Genomic DNA, 18512 nt, shown 5'->3' with positions numbered 1-18512 from the left:
TCTTTGAAGATTTCCACGGTAATTTCGGCTCTGTTCAGATGGCGTTCGCCGCAGCGATTCGGGCAGGCGGCGAGTTTATCAGCTTGTCTTTGACCGTGCTGACTAAAGGGTCAGCAACCGGTCGGCGAGGCGACCGTTGGCCGTCAGTTCGAGAAATTCGTCGCCCAGTCGGCGGCTTTCGTCCATCGCCGCATGCCAGTATTTCTGCCGGTTCGGCGCATCGCCCATGAAGCGTTTGAAGTCGTTCCGATCGGGCAGTTTGCCGTAGGGCAGACGCGCCAGATATTCCTTCGACGGCGCGACCAGCACCACGTCCTGCAAACGCTGCACCGAAGCGCGGCGCCATGGCAGGGTCTTGTCGAACCAGCCGGGAATCACCCGATCGGTGAAGTGCGGATAGAGCACGATGCCGTCGCCGCTGTAGGGCAGGTCAAGGTGATAGTCGAGCAGGCCCCCGTCGCGGAACGTCCCCGCGCCGGCGCCGGGCAAGTCGCGCACGCCTTCCATGACCATCGGAATCGACCCGGAAGCGAGCAGGGCCTGACGCAGATTGCCGGTATTGAGTGCAACGAAGCGCGAGGGGAAATCGGTCAAGGCATCGAGCGGCGGGGCCAGGCGCGGATCGTGGATGATCAGCCGTTCGAAGTGCCGCGACAACCGTGCACGACCGCGCAGGTTGTCGGCGATCACTGAACCCAGCGCCAGACCAAGGCGCCCGCGATGGTCTTCGGCGAGGCGTCCCTGGCTTTTCACCACCATGATGTTCAGACGGTAATCGGGGTTGTCCAGGATGCTCGCATCGCGGCCGTCGAGCAGGTCGTTGAGCATGCGCTGCGAGCTCTGACTGATCTCGGCCATGGTCACGCCTTTGTTGAAATTCTGCTCGGCGTACAGCTGACCGAGGCGGCGAATGCCCTCGGCGGCGTCCGGCAGGCAGGCACTGGCGAAGCGCCAGGAACCCACCGATGCACCGATCAGCGAACGCTCGCGCGGCGCACTCGGCAGCCACTCGCCGAACAACGCCAGATCGAGCCCCTGAATCCCCAGCGCCTTCGGCCCACCGGCCGCACCGGGCAGGGTGCCGACGTCTGCGGCGTGCAATCCCTGCGCACGAATCCGCGCCATGGCCCGTGGGCCGGCCTTGAGGGTGAGGGCGGGAAACTTGATGTGGATGGCGGTCATACCGGTCTCGATCGTTAGCAAGCTGGCGATTATAAGCACACCGCATAACCCTGTGGGAGCAAGCTTGCCCGCGATAGCGTTCTTTCAGTCACAGAGATGCAAGCTGTGCCGCCGCCTTCGCGGGCAAGCCCGCTCCCACAGAGTTATCCATCAGTCTGTGGTCCAGCGGAAAGGGCACAATGATGGCCATTCAGTTTCAGTTAAGTTGACCCCGCTAAGGTGCCCACCGTAAGCAACACATAAGAATTCGGAGACACCCATGAATACCCTGACTGCCCTGACCACTGCCTCGATCATCGGCCTCACCGCCAGCACCGCTTGCGCGCGCGATCTCGGGCCTGACGAAGCGCTTCGTTTGCGCGACGCTGGTACTATCGTCTCCTTCGAGAAGCTCAACGCCATCGCGCTGGAAAAACACCCCGATTCGGAAATCACCGAAACCGAGCTGGAGGAAGAGTACGGCAAGTTCATTTACCAGATCGAACTGCGCGACCCCAAAGGGCTGAAGTGGGATCTGGAGTTGAATGCCGTCGATGGTGAAGTGCTCAGGGATCATCAGGATACGTAATGAAGCTGAATATTCGCGCCACCCGCCTGACGGCGCTGGCGCTGGTGTTGCTCTGCAGCACTGTCATGGCCCGGGATCTTGATCAGGACGAGGCGCTGGAACTGCGTCGCCAGGGCGTGATTCTGCCGCTGGAGCAAGTGCTGCAGCAGGCCATGGACCGCTACCCCGGCGCCAAACTGCTGGAAGTCGAGCTGGAAGAAAAACACGACGTGTACATTTACGAAGTCGAATTGCTGACGGTCGAAGGCGTAGCGCGCGAGCTGCACTTGAAGGCCGATACCGGCGAGTTAGTCAAAGACAAGGAAGATTGATCGATGCGTTTGCTTCTGGTGGAAGACCACGTACCGCTGGCCGACGAATTGCTCGCTGGCCTGCAACGCCAAGGCTACGCGGTGGATTGGCTCGCAGACGGCCGCGATGCGGTGTATCAGGGCAGCAGCGAGCCCTATGACCTGATCATCCTCGATCTTGGCCTGCCCGGCGTGCCGGGGCTGGACGTGCTGGCGCAGTGGCGCGCGGCCGGGCTGGCGATTCCGGTGCTGATCCTCACCGCGCGCGATTCCTGGGCCGAGCGCATCGAAGGCCTGAAGGCGGGCGCGGATGATTACCTGACCAAACCGTTCCACCCCGAAGAGCTGTACCTGCGCATTCAATCGCTGTTGCGCCGCTCCAAGGGCCAGGCCAATCAGCCGACCCTGCAAGCCGCCGGTCTGCATCTGGACGAAGGCCGTCAGTGCGTGGTTCGCGACGGCGCCGACATCCAGTTGACCGCTGCAGAATTTCGCCTGCTGCGCTATTTCATGCTGCACCCCGAACAGATCCTCTCGAAAAGCCACCTCGCCGAACACCTCTACGACGGCGAAACCGAGCGTGACTCCAACGTCCTCGAAGTGCATGTCAATCACCTGCGGCGCAAGCTCGGTAAAAGCGTGATTGAAACCCGTCGCGGTCAGGGTTACCTGTTCGGCGGGCAAGCTTCATGAGGTCAATCCAGCGCCGTTTGAGCCTGGGTTTGATCAGTGTGATGGTGATCGTCGGTCTGGTGCTGGCGCAGACCAGTCTGTGGTTGTTCGAAGTCGGTTTGCAGCGCTACCTCGAAGCCGGCCTGCGCAACGACAGCGAAAGCCTGCTGGTGGCGCTGGTGCGCGGCCCGCAAGGCCTGCAACTGGATGAGCGGCATCTGTCGCCGGCCTATCAGCGGCCCTTTTCCGGGCATTACTTTCGCATCGACTTCTCTGACAGCCATTGGCGTTCGCGCTCGCTGTGGGATCAGGAGCTGCCGCTGCTGCAACAACCGGGGCTGCACAGCAACCTGCAATTGGGCCCGGGCGGGCAGCGCTTGCTGATACTGCGCTCGGACTATCGGCGCCTGGGCCAATCAATCTCGATCAGCGTCGCTCAGGATTACACGCCGGTCAGCGACAGTTTCCAGCGCATGCGCCAGATCGGCCTGGGTCTGGGGCTGGCGGCGTTGCTGCTGATCCTGTTCCTGCAACGTCTGACCGTACGCCGCGCGCTGAAACCACTGGAACGCGCGCGCGAGCAGATTGCTCAACTGCAACAGGGCCAGCGCTCGCAACTCGACGATCAGGTACCGGTGGAGCTGGAGCCGCTGGTGGCGCAGATCAACCATTTGCTCGCCCACACCGAAGACAGCCTCAAGCGCTCGCGCAATGCCTTGGGAAATCTCGGCCACGCGCTGAAAACCCCGCTGGCAGTGCTGCTGAGCCTGGCTTCCAGCGAAAAGCTCGATGACCATCCCGAGCTGCGCAGGATTCTCAAGGAACAACTGGAACAGGTGCAGCAGCGCCTCAATCGCGAACTCAATCGCGCGCGGTTATCGGGGGATGCGCTGCCCGGCGCGTTGTTCGACTGCGATGCCGAACTGCCGGGGCTGCTGGCGACGCTGAACATGATCCACGGCGAACATCTGGCCTTGAATTACGTCGCACCGCCCGGGCTGCAATTGCCGTGGGATCGTGAGGATTTGCTCGAACTGCTCGGTAACCTGCTCGACAACGCTTGCAAATGGGCCGATGCCGAAGTGCGCCTGAGCGTCATCGAGCGCACTGACGGTTTTGCGCTGAGCGTGGAAGACGACGGCCCGGGGATCCCCGAAGAGCAGCGCACCCAGGTGTTCAGCCGCGGCACGCGGCTGGATGAGCAGACCCATGGGCATGGGCTGGGATTGGGAATTGTGCGGGACATTGTCGATACGTGGGGTGGCTTGCTGGTGCTGGGCGAGAGCGAGTGGGGCGGGTTGAAAGTGGTGATTGAACTGCCTAAGCGGTGACTCTGAAACTGCCAAAGATTGACCTGTGGGAGCGGGCTTGCTCGCGAAAGTGGCGTGTCAGTCGATCATTGTCTCGCCTGACACACCGCCTTCGCGAGCAAGCCCGCTCCCACATTCGATAGACGGTGGATTTCAGACCCGGAACTGATCCATCAACCGCTGCTGCTGATTCGCCAGGCTGTTGAGCGACTGGCTCACTCGCGCGGACTCATTCGCCTGCCCGGACAATGATTCGGTCACATCGCGAATCGTCGCCACGTTGTTGTTGATCTCCTCGGCCACTGCGCTCTGCTCTTCGGCGGCGCTGGCGATCTGCAGGTTCATGTCACTGATCACCGTCACCGCATCGCCGATCTGCCGCAGCGCCGTTACCGCCTGGCCCACCTGCTCGACACTGCCCTGCGCCTGACGATGGCTGTTGCCCATCGAACCGACCACTTCCTGCGTGCCGTTCTGCAATTGCTCGATGACCTGACGGGTTTCCTCCACCGACTCCTGCGTGCGGCGTGCCAGGTTGCGCACCTCATCGGCGACCACGGCGAAACCGCGTCCGGCTTCACCGGCACGGGCGGCTTCGATGGCGGCGTTGAGTGCCAAGAGATTGGTTTGCTCGGCGATGGCGCGGATGGTTTCCAGCACCGTGCCGATTTTCTCGCTGTTGGCGGCCAGGCCCTCAACCTGAACCATCGCCGCGCTCATGTCGGCGGCGAGGGTGTCGATGCTCGCGGTGGTGCGGTCAATCACGGTCAGGCCCTGACGGGTGGCGCGGTCGGCGTCCTTCGCGGCTTCGGCGGCCTGCGCGGCACTGCGTGCCACGTCTTGCGCGGTGGCGCTCATTTCGTGGGACGCGGTGGCGACCTGATCGACCTGGCGATATTGCTGCTCCATGCCGGCGCTGGTCTGAGTGGCGATGGCCGAAGACTGGTCGGCGGTGTTGCGCGCGTCCTGCACCGAGCGTTTCACTTCGGCAATGATCGGCTGCAACTTGTCGAGGAAGCGATTGAACCAGCCGGCCAGTTGTCCGAGCTCATCCTGCTTGTCATAGGCCAGACGCCGGGTCAGGTCGCCTTCGCCGCTGGCGATGTCTTCAAGCATGTGTGCCACGCCGAGAATCGGTTTGGTCACGCTGCGCGCCATCAACCACACCAGCAGCAGACCGATCAGCGCCGCGAGCAGGCCGAGGCTCAGTTCGATCAGCGTGCCCGAAGTATTGCTCGCATCCAGTTGCTGCTTGAGCGCTTCGGCGCGGCTGACCAGGACTTTTTCCGGCACATCCAGCAGCACGCCCCAGGCCGGCCCGCCGGGAATCGGCTGGAACGGCGAGAGCACTTTCAACTGGCCATTGCTGTGCAGACTGCTCACGCCAGTGCTCGAGGCGAGCAGGCGCAGCAACTCGCTGCCGCTGGCTTGATCCACCGCATCCAGACGCTGACTGAGTTTGCTGGCGTCGGCGCTGTAGCCGGCGAGCAGGCCTGCAGGGCTGACGATGCTGACGGCGGTCTGACCGTCGTAGAGTTTTTTGCTCGCGTTTTGGCTGACCGCTTGCAGGCTGTTGAGATTGATGTCGACCGACAGCGAGGCGATGACTTTACCGTTGAGCAACAGCGGGAAGACGATGCTGGTCATCAGCACTTTCTGCCCGTCGATGACATAGAAGTACGGCTCGATCACGCAGGGTTTGAGCGTGCTGCGCGGGCAGGTGAACCACGCGTTGGCCGCCTGACCGCTGGGGCCGGTGCGGGTGTCGCTCATGTCGCTTTCCGGCAGCGCCATCGAGGTGACTTTGCCCGGGGTCGGCTGCGACCAGTACAGGGCGAAACGGCCCTTGTCGTTGCTGCCCAGCTCAGCCTGATCGGCGAACAGTTCGTCCTTGCCGTCCAGCGCATTGGCTTCGAACACCAGCGACAGGCCGAGCAGGTCCGGGTTGGCCTGCAGTGCGGATTTGACCTGACGGGTCATGTCCTCGCGCAGGTCGAAGGCGTCGAGAAAACGCTTCTCGGCCTGCTCGCGCAGAAACAGCACCTGGCGCGAGAAACCGTGACCGTACTGATAGGCGTCCATGAATTGCTGACGAATGCCCGCCGCTTGCACCTCACCCTGCGACTCGATGCGCGCCTGTGCCGACTCGGTGAGCATTTCCATGCTTGACGCCTTGACCAACGCGGAACTGTGCTCCATGCGGTAGAGCGAAAGACCGACGAGCAGGGTCACGATACCGGCGAGGCAGAGGCCGGCGAGCAGGGTGATTTTCCATTGGATGGAAAGGTGTCTGAGCGACATGGAAAACATCCTTATTCGATAAATATCTGAGACTTTGCACTGTAACGGCTGAAAAGCAGCTTTCTTGAGCGGCAAGCTGCAAACCGCAAGCCGCAGCTAGAGGCGGACCTTGATGATCGTTCCCACGCTCTGCGTGGGAATGCAGCCCGGCACGCTCCGCGTCCCAAAGCGGACGCAGAGCGTCCATTGAGACATTCCTTTGCTGCGCGTGGGAACGATCAAGCGGCAAGCGAAAAGCGAGGCGTGGGCGCAAGGATTTGCTTTTCGCTTGCCGCTCGAAACTTGCAGCTTGAGGCTGCTTGGGGCACAGTGCGCGCCCTTTTAACAAGACCCTTTTAGTTCCGCCGACCAGTTCTGGCGGACTCATCCTGTCTGGCGGTCGGTTGTCCACCGCAGTGTTTTTCGAGGTAGTGAAATGAATGCAGTCATAGCAGCCGTCGGCGTCATGCTGATCCTCAGCCTGTCGCGCGTGCATGTGGTGATCGCGCTGATCGTCGGAGCGCTGGTCGGTGGCCTGACCGGTGGTCTGGGCATCGACGCCACACTCAAGGCGTTCAACAGCGGCCTGGGCGGCGGCGCGACGGTGGCGTTGTCCTACGCGTTGCTCGGCGCTTTCGCCGTGGCGATCGCCAAGTCCGGGCTGGCCCATGCACTGGCCGACAAGGCTCTGGCCATGGTCGATCGGCAACACGCGACCAGCGGCGGTAACGTCAAATGGCTGTTGATCGGCCTGCTGTGGGTCGTGGCGATTGCCTCGCAGAATATTCTGCCCATCCACATCGCGTTCATTCCGCTGCTGGTGCCGCCGCTTCTCTATGTGCTGACCAAGCTGCAACTCGATCGCCGCCTGATCGCTTGCGTCATGACCTTCGGCCTGATCACCCCGTACATGTTCCTGCCGGTGGGGTTCGGCAACATCTTCCTCAATGAAATTCTGCTGGCCAACGTCGCGCGCAGCGGCGTCGACATCAGCGGCATCAATATCACCCACGCCATGGGCATTCCGGCGCTGGGCATGGTCTTCGGTCTGGCGATGGCGTTCATCAGCTATCGCAAGAAGCGCGTTTATGACCTTGCCAAAATCGAACAGGTCGAGCAGGCGGCGGTGCAATACAACCCGCTGAGCCTGATGATTGCAGGCGTGGCCATTGCTTCGGCGTTCGTGGTGCAACTGCTGTTGGATTCGATGATTATCGGGGCGCTGGTGGGCTTTTTGATCTTTTCGGTGTCCGGCATCGTCAAGTGGCGCGAGACCGATGACCTGTTCACCGAAGGCATGAAAATGATGGCGATGATCGGCTTCATCATGATCGCCGCCTCAGGCTTCGCCGAAGTGATGAAGGCCACCGGGCAAGTGCAGACACTGGTTGAATCGTCGGCTGCGTGGATCAACCACAGCAAAGGCGTCGGCGCACTGTTGATGCTGCTGGTGGGATTGCTGGTGACCATGGGCATCGGCTCGTCGTTCTCCACCGTGCCGATTCTGGCCGCGATTTTCGTGCCGTTGTGCGTACAACTGGGCTTCAGCCCGATGGCCATCGTGTGCATCGTCGGCACCGCCGGTGCATTGGGCGACGCCGGTTCGCCGGCCTCGGATTCGACCCTCGGCCCGACCTCCGGCCTGAACATCGACGGCCAGCATCACCACATCTGGGACACCGTGGTGCCGACTTTCCTGCACTACAACCTGCCGCTGCTGGCATTCGGCTGGGTGGCCGCGATGGTCCTCTGACCCACCACAAGTCCCCCTGTGGGAGCGGGCTTGCTCGCGAATGTGGCGTATCAGCGACTTAATGGTTGACTGACACGACGCCTTCGCGAGCAAGCTCGCTCCCACAGGGCGGCGATGTTTCAAGACTCAACTTTTGCTCCGGCGTGCCGTTAAAGCCTTTAACCACGCCAACAAAACCAAAAGAGTGAGTCCCCCGATGCGCCTGAGTCTCAAGGCTAAAGTCCTGTCCCTTGCCGTTCTGCCGGTGCTGCTCTTTGCACTGGTCATCAGCGTGACCACGCTGTTCATCCTTCAGGAACAGGCGCGCAAGGAAGTCGAACAGACCCGCGAGCGGCTGCTCAGCGATGCCAAGGCCACCCTGCAAAGTTACGTCGCCGTGGCCATGACCACGATCAAACCGCTGTACGACGCCGCCGCACCGGGCGACGACGCGGCGCGCGCCCAGGCAATCAAATTGCTCTCGGGCATCCGCTACGGCAAGGACGGCTACTTCTTCGGCTACGACTCCGAGACCGTGCGCCTGTTCAAGGCCAACGACCCCGACGGCGTGGGCAAAAGCTTCAAGGACAACCGCGATCCGAACGGCGTCTACGTCAACCTCGGCCTGGTCAAAGTGGCCAAGGACGGCACTCACTATCTGCAATACAGCTCGCCGCTGCCGGGCAACGCCAAGGTGCTGGTGCTGAAACTCGGTTACACCGAATACCTGCCGAAGTGGGACATGGCGGTCGGCACCTCGGTCAATCTCGACGGCATCGAAGCGCAAGTGGCGCAGGTCGAGGCGCAAGTGCAGGAGCGGGTGCAAGGCGTGGTGCTGAGCATCGTCGGCGTCGCGGTGCTGGTGCTGTTGGTGATTGCGGCGGCGGGCATGCTGCTGGCCAACACCATTCTGCGTCCGCTGACGCAAATGAAAGCCAGCCTCGATGACATCGCGGCGGGCGAGGGCGACCTGACCCGGCGCCTGAACATCACCAGCCAGGACGAGCTCGGCGAACTGGCCGGCTCGTTCAACCGTTTCGTCGACAAGATCCACGGCCTGGTGCGGCAGATCACCGAGATGACCACGCAACTGACCGGGCTGGTCACCCAGGTCTCGGAACAGGCGCAGCGTTCCGATCAGGCCATGGAGCGTCAGCGCCACGAAACCGATCAGGTCGCCACGGCGATCAACGAAATGTCCGCCGCCGCCCAGGAAGTGGCGAAGAGCGCACAGAATGCCGCCGTCGCCGCCCAGCAGACTGATGAAGAAGGCCAGAGCGCCAAGCGCGTGGTGGCAGGCAGCATCAAACAGATTCATGCGCTGGTCGATGACATCCGCAACAGCGGCGTGTCGCTGGACAGCCTGCAGCAGGACGTCAGTTCGATTGTCGGCGTGCTTGGGGTGATCCGTTCGATCGCCGAGCAGACCAATCTGCTGGCGCTCAACGCCGCGATCGAAGCGGCGCGGGCCGGTGAGGCCGGGCGCGGCTTTGCGGTGGTGGCCGACGAAGTTCGCGCGCTGGCCAGCCGCACGCAGATCAGCACCCAGGAAATTCAGGGCATGATCGACCGCTTGCAAGCGGGCACGCAGCAGGCTGTGGAGGCGATGCGCCGCTCCAGCGAAGCCGGCGACGGCACGTCACAGCAAGCCAATCAGGCCGGCGCGTCGCTGGACGCGATGGCGCAATTGATTGCGACGATCAACTCGATGAACGCGCAGATCGCCAGCGCCGCGGAAGAGCAGACGGCAGTGGCTGAAGAGATCAACCGCAGCGTGCACCAGATTGCCGTGGCGGTGGACAGCGTCGCCGATGAAACGCAACTGGGTGCGCAGACCTCGCGCAGTCTGGCGGACTTGGGGCAGCGATTGGGCAAGCTGGTCGGGCAGTTCCGTATCTGACGCGTCCGCAATCCCCTGTAGGAGCTGCCGAAGGCTGCGATCTTTTGATCTTGGTCTGTTGATCTTTCACAGGCAGATCAAAAGATCGCAGCCTTCGGCAGCTCCTACAATGGGATCGAGTGGGCTTAAGGTCTGTCCCAATAGGGCACTTCGCCAAAGCACTCGACAAAAAAATCAATTACCGTCCTTACCTTCACCGACAGCCGTCGGCTCCCCGGCCACAGCACGGCGATCTGCTGCGGCTCCAGACTGTTCGACACCTGATACTCCCCCAGCACCGGCACCAGCGTGCCTGCGCGCACCGCTTCGCCAATCAGCCACGACGGAAACATCACCAGCCCGAGCCCTTGCTGAGCGGCCTGGGTGAGGGTGTCGGCGTGGTTGCCGGTGATCGGGCCTCTGACCGTGTACGGCGTCCAGTCCTCGCTGTCACGGCGGAAAAACCAGCGCTGCTGACCCGCCGCACCTTTGTAGGCCAGGCACTGGTGTTGCGCGAGTTCGTCGGGATGCTGCGGCGTGCCGTGGCGTTGCAGATAGGCAGGGCTGGCGGCGACCTGGAAGCGGTGCGGTGCCAGAATGCGTGCCTGCATGCTCGAATCATGCAGCGCGCCGATGCGAAACAGCAGGTCGGCGCCTTCCTGTAGCGGGTCGACATAATGGTCGGTTTGCTGGATGTCCAGTTGCAGTTTCGGATAGCGCGCGCAGAGCTCGCCCAGCCACGGTGTCAGATGGCGCTGGCCGAACACCACCGGCGCGTTGATGCGCACCAGTCCGGTGGGTTCGCTTTGCTGCTCCTGCAACGCCTGTTCGGCTTCTTCCAGTTGCACCAGTAGCAAGCGTGCATGGTGGCCGAGCGTGCGTCCGGCTTCGGTCGGTGTGACCGCGCGGGTGTGGCGGTAGAGCAATTGCTGGTTCAGCGCCTGTTCCATCAACTGGATCTGCCGCGAAATGGAGGAGGGCGCGACGCCTTCGCGGCGGGCGACTTCGGAAAAACTGCCGTGGTCGAGGACCGCCACGAACAGCCTTAACGCTTTGAATCCGAGTTCGTTGAGCCCGTGCATGCTGTGTCTCGCTGTGCGTGTTGCGCAAAAGTGTTGTCCGGATGCTCCCATTTATCGCACAGCGACACCAGCCGATAATCCGCGCCATTGTTTATGAGCGTGGAAGGTTGTGTATGCAGACGTTGAATGAAGGGGTAGTGGCGGCGCCGGTCAAGCGATCGGTGTTGCGTCTGCTGTTGCTGCCGCTGGTCATTCTCGCCGGCATGGGTTTGTCGGTTGAGGCCGGGCTGCTTGGGCCGCTGGGTAAGCAGGTCGGGCATTTGTGGGCGACGTTGAGCATCTTCGGCGTGGGTTCGGCGATTCTGTTTTTGCTGTTGCTGTTCGCCGGTCCACAGAAAGGTCCTGCGTTGACCGAGCTGCCGCGCTGGCAGTTGATCGGCGGATTCCTCGGGCCGATCTACGTGGTGGTCCTGACGCTGGCGACCCCGCACATCGGCATTGCCATGACGATGATTGCGATTTTGTCCGGTCAGGTCGGCAAGAGCGTATTGATCGATCATTTCGGCTGGTTCGGCGCGACGCGCAAGAAGGTCAACGGCGAGCGCTGGCTGGCGTTGGGCTTGATTGTGGTGGCTTTGGTTCTGATTGCGCGGGGGTGAGTGATGGGTCTGGTGATTTTGTTGGCAGTGGTGGTATTGGCCGGTGCGGTGCTGAGTGTGCAGGCCGCGATCAATGGGCGTTTGGGTGAGACGGTTGGCGTGCTGCGTTCCAGTTTGCTGACCTTTGCGGTGGGCGCGGTGGTGACCGGGTTGTTGATTCTGTTTTTCGAGCCGGCGCAGGCGGTGAGTCTGCTTGAGGTGCCGAAGTGGCAGTTGACCGGGGCGCTGTTTGGCGTGGTGTACATGATGGTGATGGTCGGCGCGGTGCCTGTGGTCGGGACAGCTGTGGCGACGGTGGCGGTGATTGTCGGGCAGTTGGGGATGGGGATGTTGATCGACAATTTTGGCTGGTTGGGGAACCCGGCGATCGAATTGTCTTCGAGCAGGATCCTGGCGATGGTGTGTTTGGCGGCGGCTCTGGTGTTTATGTATCGGAGTTCGCGGCAGGCGCAGTGATCGGATGAATTCGGATACGTGTGTATATCTGCTGAAGCTAATGCTCATTGTGTGTAGGCGCTGCCGAAGGCTGCGATCTTTTGCTATTGCCATCTCTCTGCGTCGCCCACACCCTGAACACTCCTGCAAAACCACCTTCTACACTGTCCCCTACGGCTTGCTCGCAAGCCCCAGACAACCACCACTGAAGGAGTCTGTCCCATGTCCGATAAAAAATGCGACTGCCCCGGCTGCAACTGCACCCTCAAAGAGGGCGATCATTCCTACGCTGTACACGGTAAACACTATTGCTGCGAGGCTTGCGCTCACCATCACAAGGACGGCGAAGAGTGTGCGATGAAGGGCTGCGGCTGCGCTCATCCGAAATAGGCACGGCCAAAAAAAGTGGAGCCTAATCAGGCTCCACTTCCATTTTCAGACTGTTGTCGTCCCGTCGTTCAAAGTGTCTCACCGTACCCTGCAATGTTCGTCCCTGAACCTTGATCACCACAATCTTCGCCTGGTCGAGGTCTTCCGGCACCGGTGCCTGCACGCACAAGGTGAAGCGGTAAGGATCATCAGCGACCGTTTCCAGCGCGACCTCGCAAGCCACCGTTTTGGTGATCTGGCCGAAGAACGTGGTCAGGCCGTAATCCAGTCGGGCCGGGTGATAAGTGTCGGTCATCGTCGATTCTCCCTGTCGATTTGCCAAGCCTGCGGTGAAGGCGGTGGGGTCAGTTGGTCTGGCGCCAGGTGACGTTTTGCAGGCCGAATTTTTCTGCCATCGGTTTGCTGGTCTTTTGCACTTTCTCGCGGCCAAAGCGCGGGATGCGACCCACGCCCGCGTCGCAGCTTGCCCAATGCCAGGCTTCGGCGTTGTCCATTTTGTCCGAGCGGATAATGAACGTCTTGGGGGTGCCATGCAGTGTGTAGTCGATGACGTAAAGTTTTGCGTTGTTCATAAAGCCCGAATTCCTCCCTGTGGTATTAAACGGATCGCGCTGTGCCGGGAAAATTCATTCGGATTGTCCGACGGTATCTCCCGTTGGCGAGGGCGGGGCGCGCTGGTTACCATGGCGGCTTCGCCAGCCCCCTGTGAACACTCGCCATGGCCCTCGCTGCGCCCCCTGATCTGACCGACACCGATGTGCCCGTGCAACCGCTGGCGCGGACGTATCCGCGAGGCCTGTTCATCGAGCCGCACGAGCATGTCTGGGGCCAGTTGCTGTATGCGATGAGCGGAGTGATGTGGGTGGAAACCCCGCACGAAGCGCTGGTGGTACCGCCGCAGCGGGCGGTGTGGTTGCCGCCCGGGGTGCCGCACGGGATTCGCGTGGTGTCGGATTTGCAGATGCGCAATATCTACCTGCGCCCGGCGCTGGCGGCGACGCTGGATGCGACGGTGCAGGTGATCGAAGTCGGCGGTTTGCTGCGCGAGTTGATCGTCGGGCTGGTGGCGCAGGGCGATGACGGCGAGGTTGAGTATTACGAGGCACTGGTCGGTCTGGCGTTGCTGGAGTTGCGGCGGGCAAGGCGTTCGCAACTGAAGATCCCGCTGCCGGATGAGTCCGACCGGCGTCTGATGAATCTTTGCCACGCGGTGATGGCCGCGCCGTCGCTGGAGATTCCGTTCGAGCAGCATGCGGAAAATGCCGGGGCCAGCGTGCGTACGTTGGCGCGGCTGTTCAAGGACAGCCTCGGCATGGGCTTCGCCGAATGGCGGCGGCAGGTGCAGTTGGCCACAGCGGTGGCAGCGTTGATTCAGGGCGTGGCGGTGAGCGTCATCGCTCGCGATTTGGGCTACTCGCCGAGCAGCTTCAGCGACATGTTTCGCCGGGAGCTGGGCGTGGCGCCTTCGCAATTTGCTGTAGAACACGATTAACCAAGCCCGCTCCCACAGGGTTTTTGCGGTGCGCCAGTCATTTGTCCGAAATTCAGAAGTCCTTGGCCGATAGCGCTCCGCCCGTTTCCCTAGACTCTGCCCATCACTTGTTGCGGCGGAGTTCCCCATGAACTACCTCATTTCTCTGGCCATTGGCCTGGGCGTCGGCCTGCTCTACGGCGCGCTCGATTTTCGTTCTCCCGCACCTCCGGCGATCGCGCTGGTCGGTCTGCTCGGCATGTTGGCCGGTGAGCAGTTGTGGCCGCTGGGCCGGCAGCTGGTCGCGGGCTGGTTGTCCTGAATTTCCTTTTTTCCTTTCGGTGGATGTGCCCATGAAAGCGTTGCAATTCGATCAGACCGGCGACCTGTCTGCCCTGCGTTTCGTCGACGTCCCGACCCCGGTGCCCGGTGCCAATGAAGTGCTGGTGCAGATCAAGGCTGCCGGCCTCAATCCCAGCGATGTAAAAAACGTCCTCGGCCGTTTTCCTTACACCACTTTGCCACGGGTTCCGGGGCGGGATTTTGCCGGGGTGGTGGTCGAGGGGCCGCAGGCAGTGATCGGTCTGGAAGTCTGGGGCACCGGGCGCGAGCTGGGCTTCTTCGCCGACGGTGCTCATGCGCAATTCGTCAAACTGCCGGCCAGCGGTGTGGCGCACAAACCGGCGCACCTGAGTTTCGCCCAGGCGGCCAGCCTCGGCGTGCCGTACACCACGGCGTGGGACGCGCTGGAACGTAGCCTGGTCAGCGCCGACACGCGGTTATTGGTGATCGGCGGCGGGGCAGTGGCCACAGCGGCTTTGGCGCTGGCAAAAGTGCGCGGCGCGCAATTGCTGGCGGCGGCGCGCCGGCCCGGGCAGGTAGCAGATTTGCAGAAGCAGGGCTATCAGACGATTCAACTGGACAAGCCTGAAGACCTCGGTGCGCAGGTCAATGCCGTGTATCGCGGCGGCGCTGATGTGATCGTCGACACCACAGGTTTCTGGCTGCCGGCCTCGGTCGCGGCACTGGCCACTTTCGGTCGCATCGCCATTATCGCCGCGCCGGTCGACGGCCATGTGCAACTGCCGGCGCTGGCGCTGTATCGCAAGGGCGGCTCGGTGGTCGGCATCAACTCCTTGTTGTACGGCGTTGAGGCGTGCGCCGCGATGCTCGAGCAGTTCGGGCGGTTCTTCGATGAGGATCGCTTGCCGCTGCCGCATGGCTTGGTGCAAGTGCCGTTGGCTGAAGGAGTGGCGCGCTATGCCGAGGTCAATCAGGGCGGTGGCGACAAGATCATTTTGCTGCCCTGACCCGCCCACGCCCTGGACGAGCAGCGCGCTTCCACATTGAAAGGGCATGCGATCCGGGATCATTTCCGTAGGATCCCGGTCGATCCCTTGTCAGCCGCCTCCGGTTCGCTCGCGAGCCGGCGAAAAAGGGAAAGGTCTGACTTCACCCGTTGCATCGCGCCGTTGCACAGTCCTGTCTTTCAATCAGACACAGGGACAGGTGGATGCGCATCGCTGGAAGGCCCGTTGTTTTTACCCTCGATATCGAGGGCGTTTCCCATGATCTTCAAGTGTTCAGCTTCCGAACCCGGGAAGCGCTCAACCAGACCTACGAACTCAATCTCGAGCTGGTCAGCGAGCGCCCCGATCTCGATCTGCAAGACCTGCTGCATCGGCCGGCCTTCCTCTGTTTTGGTGCCGACGGCAGCGGCATGCACGGTCTGGTCTATCGGGTCGGTCAAAGCGATTGCGGTGCTCGGCTGAGCCGTTACCAGATCACGCTGGCGCCGCATCTTGCCTACCTCGCGCATCGGCGCAATCAGCGGATCTTCCAGAACCTGAGCGTGCCGCAGATCATCGCCAATGTGTTGGGCGATCACGGCATGCAGGCCGATGCCTGGCATTTTCAGCTCAGCGCCGAGTACCCGGAGCGGGTGTATTGCGTGCAATACCAGGAATCGGATCTGCACTTTATCCAGAGGCTGTGCGAAGAGGAGGGCTTGCACTTTCACTTCCGCCACCTCCGTGAGGCGCACCTGTTGGTGTTCGGCGATGATCAAACGGCATTTCTCAAACACGACGTGACGACGCGCTATGTGCAGGGCACCGGCCTGGTTGCCGACGCGCCCGTTATCGACCAGTTCACTGTGCGCCTGGAGCCGCGCTCCAATCTCGTCGAGCGCCGCGACTATCACTTCGAAAAGCCCGCAGTGCAATTGGACGCCAAGGCCAGTGCAGCGCGGGCTCCGCTGCTTGAGGATTATGAGTTTCCCGGCCAGTTCACCCATCGCGATCGCGGCAAGCACCTCAGCCAGCGTGCGCTGGAGCGCCATGGTGCCGACTATCGTCTGGCCAGCGGGCGAAGTAACCAGGCGCTGATGCGCGGCGGTAGCTTCATGACCATGGCGGATTATTCACGCGCCGACTGCAACGATTTATGGCTGTTGACCGAGGTTGAGCACATCGGCCGACAGCCACAAGTGCTTGAGGAAGCGTTCACCGAGCAGGCCGACGCTGATGGGTTCAGTCAGGGCTACCGCAACCATTTCGTCGCGACACCGTGGGATGTGGTGTTTCGCCCCAAGCTCAAGCATGGCAAACCGCGCGTGAGTGGCAGCCAGTTGGCGGTGGTGACCGGCCCGCCCGGGAAGGAGATCTACAGCGATCCGTGCGGTCGCGTTAAAGTGCAAATGCTCTGGGATCGAGACGGCCAGCGCGATGAACAATCAAGTTGCTGGCTGCGCGTGGCCACCGCCTGGGCACATGACCGCTACGGCAGCGTGCAGATTCCGCGAGTCGGCATGGAAGTGCTGGTGGGATTCACCGATGGTGATCCGGACAAACCGCATTTGCTGGCCTGCCTGCCCAACGCCGAGACCCCGGTGCCACTGGACCTGCCGGCGCAACAGACGCGCAGTATCTGGCGCAGCCAGAGCAGCCCCGGCGGCGGTGGTTACAATGAATTGCGCATCGAGGACAGGCAAGGCGCCGAAGAAATTTCCATCAGGGCGCAGCGCGACTTCGTTCAGCACGTGCTCAATGACCTGCGTATCCAGATCGACAACCTCCACAGTCAGGTCATCGGCGGCGTCTCAAGCGTTGAGTTGCGCGATGAGGAACATCACCTGACGCACGGCAATCGCCTGACTGAACTCAAGCAGGACGATCATCTGTGGGTGCAGGGCGAGCGGCATGTGCGGGTGGCCAGCCAGCGCGTCAGTGCCGCGCAGCAGCTGCATTTCGGCGCGGGCGAGCAGGTGGTTCTCAACAGCGGCATGCAGATAACCCTGGCGGCCGGCGGGCACTGGTTGACGGTGGGGGCGGCGGGAATTTTCAGCAGTACGCCGATTGTCCAGGGAGGGGTGCCAGCGGTGTCCCTGCCAGCCGAGCCGTTGCTGCCGGGTGCCGCGCCGTTGCTCAAGGCGACGTTCGATGCCGTGCAGCAACGTCATGCGTTGCTGACCACGCGGACCTCGCGTTGCCTGATCTGCGAGGCGGCCCGGGCATGAAGCTTCTGACGGATTGGCCTGAAGGTTTGCCGTGGGATGAGCAGCAGGCGTTTGTGCTGCTCGACGGTGCGACGATCACCGATTTGCCGGCGCAAGTGCAACGGCTCGATCCTGCTGCCAATGCCTTCGCGCTGTACGACCAACCACCGTTTTCGGCCCTGCGTGACGTCTCGCCTTTGCTGGTGACGCTCACTGACGCTGAGGATCCGGTGGGGCGGTTTCATCTGCAGCATGCCCGACAGGAATGGGGCGTGCTGCTGTTCAGCGCTGCGCCAGTGCATGAAATCGTGGCGCACTTGCGCCAGTTGCTGATGGTCGAGTTACCGGTCGGCTCGCCGGTGCTGTTGCGGCTGGCGGATGCCGCCGTGGCGCAGGCGCTGTTTGCCCGCGGCGATGCGAGTCTGTTCGGGCCGCTGGGGTGTGTGGTCACGGCTGATGGCGCGCGGGGAGTCTGGCACTGTCAGCGACCTCGCCAAGGGCAGGGTGGGGCGCTGGTGGCGCCGTATCGGTTGAGTGCGGAGCAGGATGCCGCGCTGGATCGGGTGGATCGGCGGCGGGTGTTGCTCGACATCGATACGCACCTGCTCAAGCATTTTCCTGACTTTCATGTCGGGGACACGGCAGTTGAACGCTGGCAATTGCTGGAATGCATCCACGCCCATGCCAGCGAGCTTGCCTTGAGCAACCCGTCCGAGATTCTGCTGTACGCCAACGTGGTGGCATGGCTGGACGATGCAGCGTGCAATCGGCATCCGCAAATCCATCAGCTGATGCACACACCTTCGCTGCAATCCCCCGGCGAGCGCGTTGCGATTGCCGCTGCAATGGCCTTTCGATGGGCCTCTGAGAGACATCAATCATGAATCACCCCGCCAACCTCGATGCGTTAGCCGCCTCGAAAGCGCCCATTGGTGCGCCAGCCGCCTGCCCCTTGCGCAACACCCACGTGCAACTGCTGCCCCTCGCGTACGGCCTGGTGGAAAAATCCTTCGACCCCAGCACCGAACTCACGCTGCCGTACACCCTGACCGCGCGCCCGATGGGCATCCGCCGCCTGCGCGATGGCTGGCTGTACATCGTCGACAGCCTCAGCGGCGAGCTCTAC

The 18512-nt window shown here is 62.2% G+C and carries 20 protein-coding genes and 2 pseudogenes; 16 read left to right on the top strand and 6 right to left on the bottom strand.

The features are described from left to right. Positions 1 to 102: 102 nt before the first annotated feature. On the bottom strand, positions 103 to 1182 hold the full coding sequence (locus CXF97_RS13770; protein ID WP_101159014.1) for a hypothetical protein: 1080 nt from the start codon (positions 1180 to 1182) through the stop codon (positions 103 to 105). Positions 1183 to 1441: 259 nt separating this feature from the next. On the opposite strand from CXF97_RS13770, the gene CXF97_RS13765 reads away from it, so the two are divergent. Genes CXF97_RS13765 through CXF97_RS13750 form a run of 4 tightly spaced genes read left to right on the top strand, consistent with a single transcriptional unit; the run spans position 1442 to position 4043 of the window. Further along, positions 1442 to 1750, top strand: coding sequence for a PepSY domain-containing protein (locus CXF97_RS13765; protein WP_101159013.1), 309 nt, complete (start codon positions 1442 to 1444; stop codon positions 1748 to 1750). Then, positions 1750 to 2061 (top strand): PepSY domain-containing protein, encoded by a 312-nt coding sequence (locus CXF97_RS13760; protein ID WP_101159012.1) that lies wholly within the window; start codon positions 1750 to 1752, stop codon positions 2059 to 2061. The genes CXF97_RS13765 and CXF97_RS13760 overlap by 1 nt, the downstream gene beginning before the upstream one ends. A gap of 3 nt (positions 2062 to 2064) precedes the next feature. Beyond that, a complete protein-coding gene (locus CXF97_RS13755) occupies positions 2065 to 2733 on the top strand; it encodes a response regulator transcription factor (RefSeq protein ID WP_016775412.1) in 669 nt (222 codons plus the stop codon). Continuing rightward, on the top strand, positions 2730 to 4043 hold the full coding sequence (locus tag CXF97_RS13750; protein WP_101159011.1) for a sensor histidine kinase: 1314 nt from the start codon (positions 2730 to 2732) through the stop codon (positions 4041 to 4043). The genes CXF97_RS13755 and CXF97_RS13750 overlap by 4 nt, the downstream gene beginning before the upstream one ends. A 132-nt stretch (positions 4044 to 4175) precedes the next feature. On the opposite strand, the gene CXF97_RS28795 is transcribed toward CXF97_RS13750, so the two are convergent. Together CXF97_RS28795 and CXF97_RS28790 are read right to left on the bottom strand one after the other, a co-directional pair. Continuing rightward, complete coding sequence (locus CXF97_RS28795; RefSeq protein WP_371699990.1) at positions 4176 to 4931, bottom strand: methyl-accepting chemotaxis protein; 756 nt, start codon at positions 4929 to 4931, stop codon at positions 4176 to 4178. Positions 4932 to 5033: 102 nt separating this feature from the next. After that, positions 5034 to 5180: pseudogene (locus tag CXF97_RS28790) on the bottom strand (HAMP domain-containing protein); the annotation flags it as partial. Between the two features lie 1558 nt (positions 5181 to 6738). On the opposite strand from CXF97_RS28790, the gene CXF97_RS13740 reads away from it, so the two are divergent. The 3 genes and pseudogenes from CXF97_RS13740 (at position 6739) to CXF97_RS28780 (ending at position 9934) form a co-directional block, all read left to right on the top strand. After that, complete coding sequence (locus tag CXF97_RS13740; RefSeq protein ID WP_101159009.1) at positions 6739 to 8055, top strand: Na+/H+ antiporter family protein; 1317 nt, start codon at positions 6739 to 6741, stop codon at positions 8053 to 8055. Positions 8056 to 8251: 196 nt separating this feature from the next. Continuing rightward, positions 8252 to 9076: pseudogene (locus CXF97_RS28785) on the top strand (cache domain-containing protein); the annotation flags it as partial. 36 nt (positions 9077 to 9112) lie between these two features. Next, positions 9113 to 9934: a methyl-accepting chemotaxis protein gene (locus CXF97_RS28780; RefSeq protein WP_371918382.1), complete on the top strand. Its 822-nt coding sequence runs from the start codon at positions 9113 to 9115 to the stop codon at positions 9932 to 9934. A gap of 125 nt (positions 9935 to 10059) precedes the next feature. On the opposite strand, the gene CXF97_RS13730 is transcribed toward CXF97_RS28780, so the two are convergent. Beyond that, entirely contained in the window at positions 10060 to 10995 is a 936-nt protein-coding gene (locus CXF97_RS13730) for a LysR family transcriptional regulator (RefSeq protein ID WP_101159007.1), read from the bottom strand. A gap of 113 nt (positions 10996 to 11108) precedes the next feature. On the opposite strand from CXF97_RS13730, the gene CXF97_RS13725 reads away from it, so the two are divergent. The 3 genes from CXF97_RS13725 (at position 11109) to CXF97_RS13715 (ending at position 12419) form a co-directional block, all read left to right on the top strand. Continuing rightward, positions 11109 to 11594, top strand: coding sequence for a DMT family transporter (locus CXF97_RS13725; protein ID WP_101159006.1), 486 nt, complete (start codon positions 11109 to 11111; stop codon positions 11592 to 11594). 3 nt (positions 11595 to 11597) lie between these two features. Further along, positions 11598 to 12050 (top strand): DMT family transporter, encoded by a 453-nt coding sequence (locus tag CXF97_RS13720; RefSeq protein WP_101159005.1) that lies wholly within the window; start codon positions 11598 to 11600, stop codon positions 12048 to 12050. Between the two features lie 201 nt (positions 12051 to 12251). Further along, positions 12252 to 12419, top strand: coding sequence for a metallothionein (locus CXF97_RS13715; protein WP_101159004.1), 168 nt, complete (start codon positions 12252 to 12254; stop codon positions 12417 to 12419). Positions 12420 to 12441: 22 nt separating this feature from the next. On the opposite strand, the gene CXF97_RS13710 is transcribed toward CXF97_RS13715, so the two are convergent. Both CXF97_RS13710 and CXF97_RS13705 read right to left on the bottom strand, forming a co-directional pair. Continuing rightward, positions 12442 to 12714 (bottom strand): hypothetical protein, encoded by a 273-nt coding sequence (locus CXF97_RS13710; RefSeq protein ID WP_101159003.1) that lies wholly within the window; start codon positions 12712 to 12714, stop codon positions 12442 to 12444. Between the two features lie 49 nt (positions 12715 to 12763). Next, the gene (locus tag CXF97_RS13705) at positions 12764 to 12991 is read right to left on the bottom strand and encodes a DUF6555 family protein (protein ID WP_101159002.1); all 228 of its coding nucleotides are present in this window, start codon (positions 12989 to 12991) and stop codon (positions 12764 to 12766) included. 146 nt (positions 12992 to 13137) lie between these two features. Between CXF97_RS13705 and CXF97_RS13700 the strand changes: the two genes are divergently transcribed. From CXF97_RS13700 to CXF97_RS13675, 6 genes are all read left to right on the top strand, one after another. Next, complete coding sequence (locus tag CXF97_RS13700) at positions 13138 to 13911, top strand: helix-turn-helix domain-containing protein (protein ID WP_101159001.1); 774 nt, start codon at positions 13138 to 13140, stop codon at positions 13909 to 13911. A gap of 127 nt (positions 13912 to 14038) precedes the next feature. Next, the gene (locus CXF97_RS13695; protein WP_073471384.1) at positions 14039 to 14212 is read left to right on the top strand and encodes a DUF1427 family protein; all 174 of its coding nucleotides are present in this window, start codon (positions 14039 to 14041) and stop codon (positions 14210 to 14212) included. Positions 14213 to 14243: 31 nt separating this feature from the next. Then, on the top strand, positions 14244 to 15200 hold the full coding sequence (locus tag CXF97_RS13690) for a zinc-binding alcohol dehydrogenase family protein (protein WP_101159000.1): 957 nt from the start codon (positions 14244 to 14246) through the stop codon (positions 15198 to 15200). A gap of 203 nt (positions 15201 to 15403) precedes the next feature. After that, a complete protein-coding gene (gene tssI / locus CXF97_RS13685) occupies positions 15404 to 17407 on the top strand; it encodes a type VI secretion system tip protein TssI/VgrG (RefSeq protein ID WP_101158999.1) in 2004 nt (667 codons plus the stop codon). Then, positions 17404 to 18270, top strand: a complete 867-nt coding sequence (locus CXF97_RS13680) for a DUF4123 domain-containing protein (RefSeq protein WP_101158998.1) — start codon at positions 17404 to 17406, stop codon at positions 18268 to 18270. The genes tssI and CXF97_RS13680 overlap by 4 nt, the downstream gene beginning before the upstream one ends. After that, positions 18267 to 18512 (top strand): toxin VasX (locus CXF97_RS13675; RefSeq protein WP_157830889.1); only part of this gene is annotated, 246 nt, incomplete at its 3' end. The genes CXF97_RS13680 and CXF97_RS13675, both read left to right, overlap by 4 nt.

Source organism: Pseudomonas sp. Choline-02u-1 (assembly GCF_002836515.1).
Classification (GTDB): domain Bacteria; phylum Pseudomonadota; class Gammaproteobacteria; order Pseudomonadales; family Pseudomonadaceae; genus Aquipseudomonas.
This window is presented reverse-complemented; position numbering and strand designations above follow the sequence as displayed.

What these genes read in the sequence shown, in the direction of transcription:
- CXF97_RS28780 (WP_371918382.1), top strand. Translation starts at nt 9,113, where the DNA reads ATGACCACGCAACTGACCGGGCTGGTCACCCAGGTCTCGGAACAGGCG.
- CXF97_RS13755 (WP_016775412.1), top strand. Translation starts at nt 2,065, where the DNA reads ATGCGTTTGCTTCTGGTGGAAGACCACGTACCGCTGGCCGACGAATTG.
- CXF97_RS13695 (WP_073471384.1), top strand. Translation starts at nt 14,039, where the DNA reads ATGAACTACCTCATTTCTCTGGCCATTGGCCTGGGCGTCGGCCTGCTC.
- CXF97_RS13700 (WP_101159001.1), top strand. Translation starts at nt 13,138, where the DNA reads ATGGCCCTCGCTGCGCCCCCTGATCTGACCGACACCGATGTGCCCGTG.
- CXF97_RS13680 (WP_101158998.1), top strand. Translation starts at nt 17,404, where the DNA reads ATGAAGCTTCTGACGGATTGGCCTGAAGGTTTGCCGTGGGATGAGCAG.
- CXF97_RS13725 (WP_101159006.1), top strand. Translation starts at nt 11,109, where the DNA reads ATGCAGACGTTGAATGAAGGGGTAGTGGCGGCGCCGGTCAAGCGATCG.
- CXF97_RS13690 (WP_101159000.1), top strand. Translation starts at nt 14,244, where the DNA reads ATGAAAGCGTTGCAATTCGATCAGACCGGCGACCTGTCTGCCCTGCGT.
- tssI (WP_101158999.1), top strand. Translation starts at nt 15,404, where the DNA reads ATGCGCATCGCTGGAAGGCCCGTTGTTTTTACCCTCGATATCGAGGGC.
- CXF97_RS13720 (WP_101159005.1), top strand. Translation starts at nt 11,598, where the DNA reads ATGGGTCTGGTGATTTTGTTGGCAGTGGTGGTATTGGCCGGTGCGGTG.
- CXF97_RS13710 (WP_101159003.1), bottom strand. Translation starts at nt 12,714, where the DNA reads ATGACCGACACTTATCACCCGGCCCGACTGGATTACGGCCTGACCACG.
- CXF97_RS13730 (WP_101159007.1), bottom strand. Translation starts at nt 10,995, where the DNA reads ATGCACGGGCTCAACGAACTCGGATTCAAAGCGTTAAGGCTGTTCGTG.
- CXF97_RS13750 (WP_101159011.1), top strand. Translation starts at nt 2,730, where the DNA reads ATGAGGTCAATCCAGCGCCGTTTGAGCCTGGGTTTGATCAGTGTGATG.
- CXF97_RS13760 (WP_101159012.1), top strand. Translation starts at nt 1,750, where the DNA reads ATGAAGCTGAATATTCGCGCCACCCGCCTGACGGCGCTGGCGCTGGTG.
- CXF97_RS13705 (WP_101159002.1), bottom strand. Translation starts at nt 12,991, where the DNA reads ATGAACAACGCAAAACTTTACGTCATCGACTACACACTGCATGGCACC.
- CXF97_RS28795 (WP_371699990.1), bottom strand. Translation starts at nt 4,931, where the DNA reads ATGGAGCAGCAATATCGCCAGGTCGATCAGGTCGCCACCGCGTCCCAC.
- CXF97_RS13770 (WP_101159014.1), bottom strand. Translation starts at nt 1,182, where the DNA reads ATGACCGCCATCCACATCAAGTTTCCCGCCCTCACCCTCAAGGCCGGC.
- CXF97_RS13765 (WP_101159013.1), top strand. Translation starts at nt 1,442, where the DNA reads ATGAATACCCTGACTGCCCTGACCACTGCCTCGATCATCGGCCTCACC.
- CXF97_RS13715 (WP_101159004.1), top strand. Translation starts at nt 12,252, where the DNA reads ATGTCCGATAAAAAATGCGACTGCCCCGGCTGCAACTGCACCCTCAAA.
- CXF97_RS13740 (WP_101159009.1), top strand. Translation starts at nt 6,739, where the DNA reads ATGAATGCAGTCATAGCAGCCGTCGGCGTCATGCTGATCCTCAGCCTG.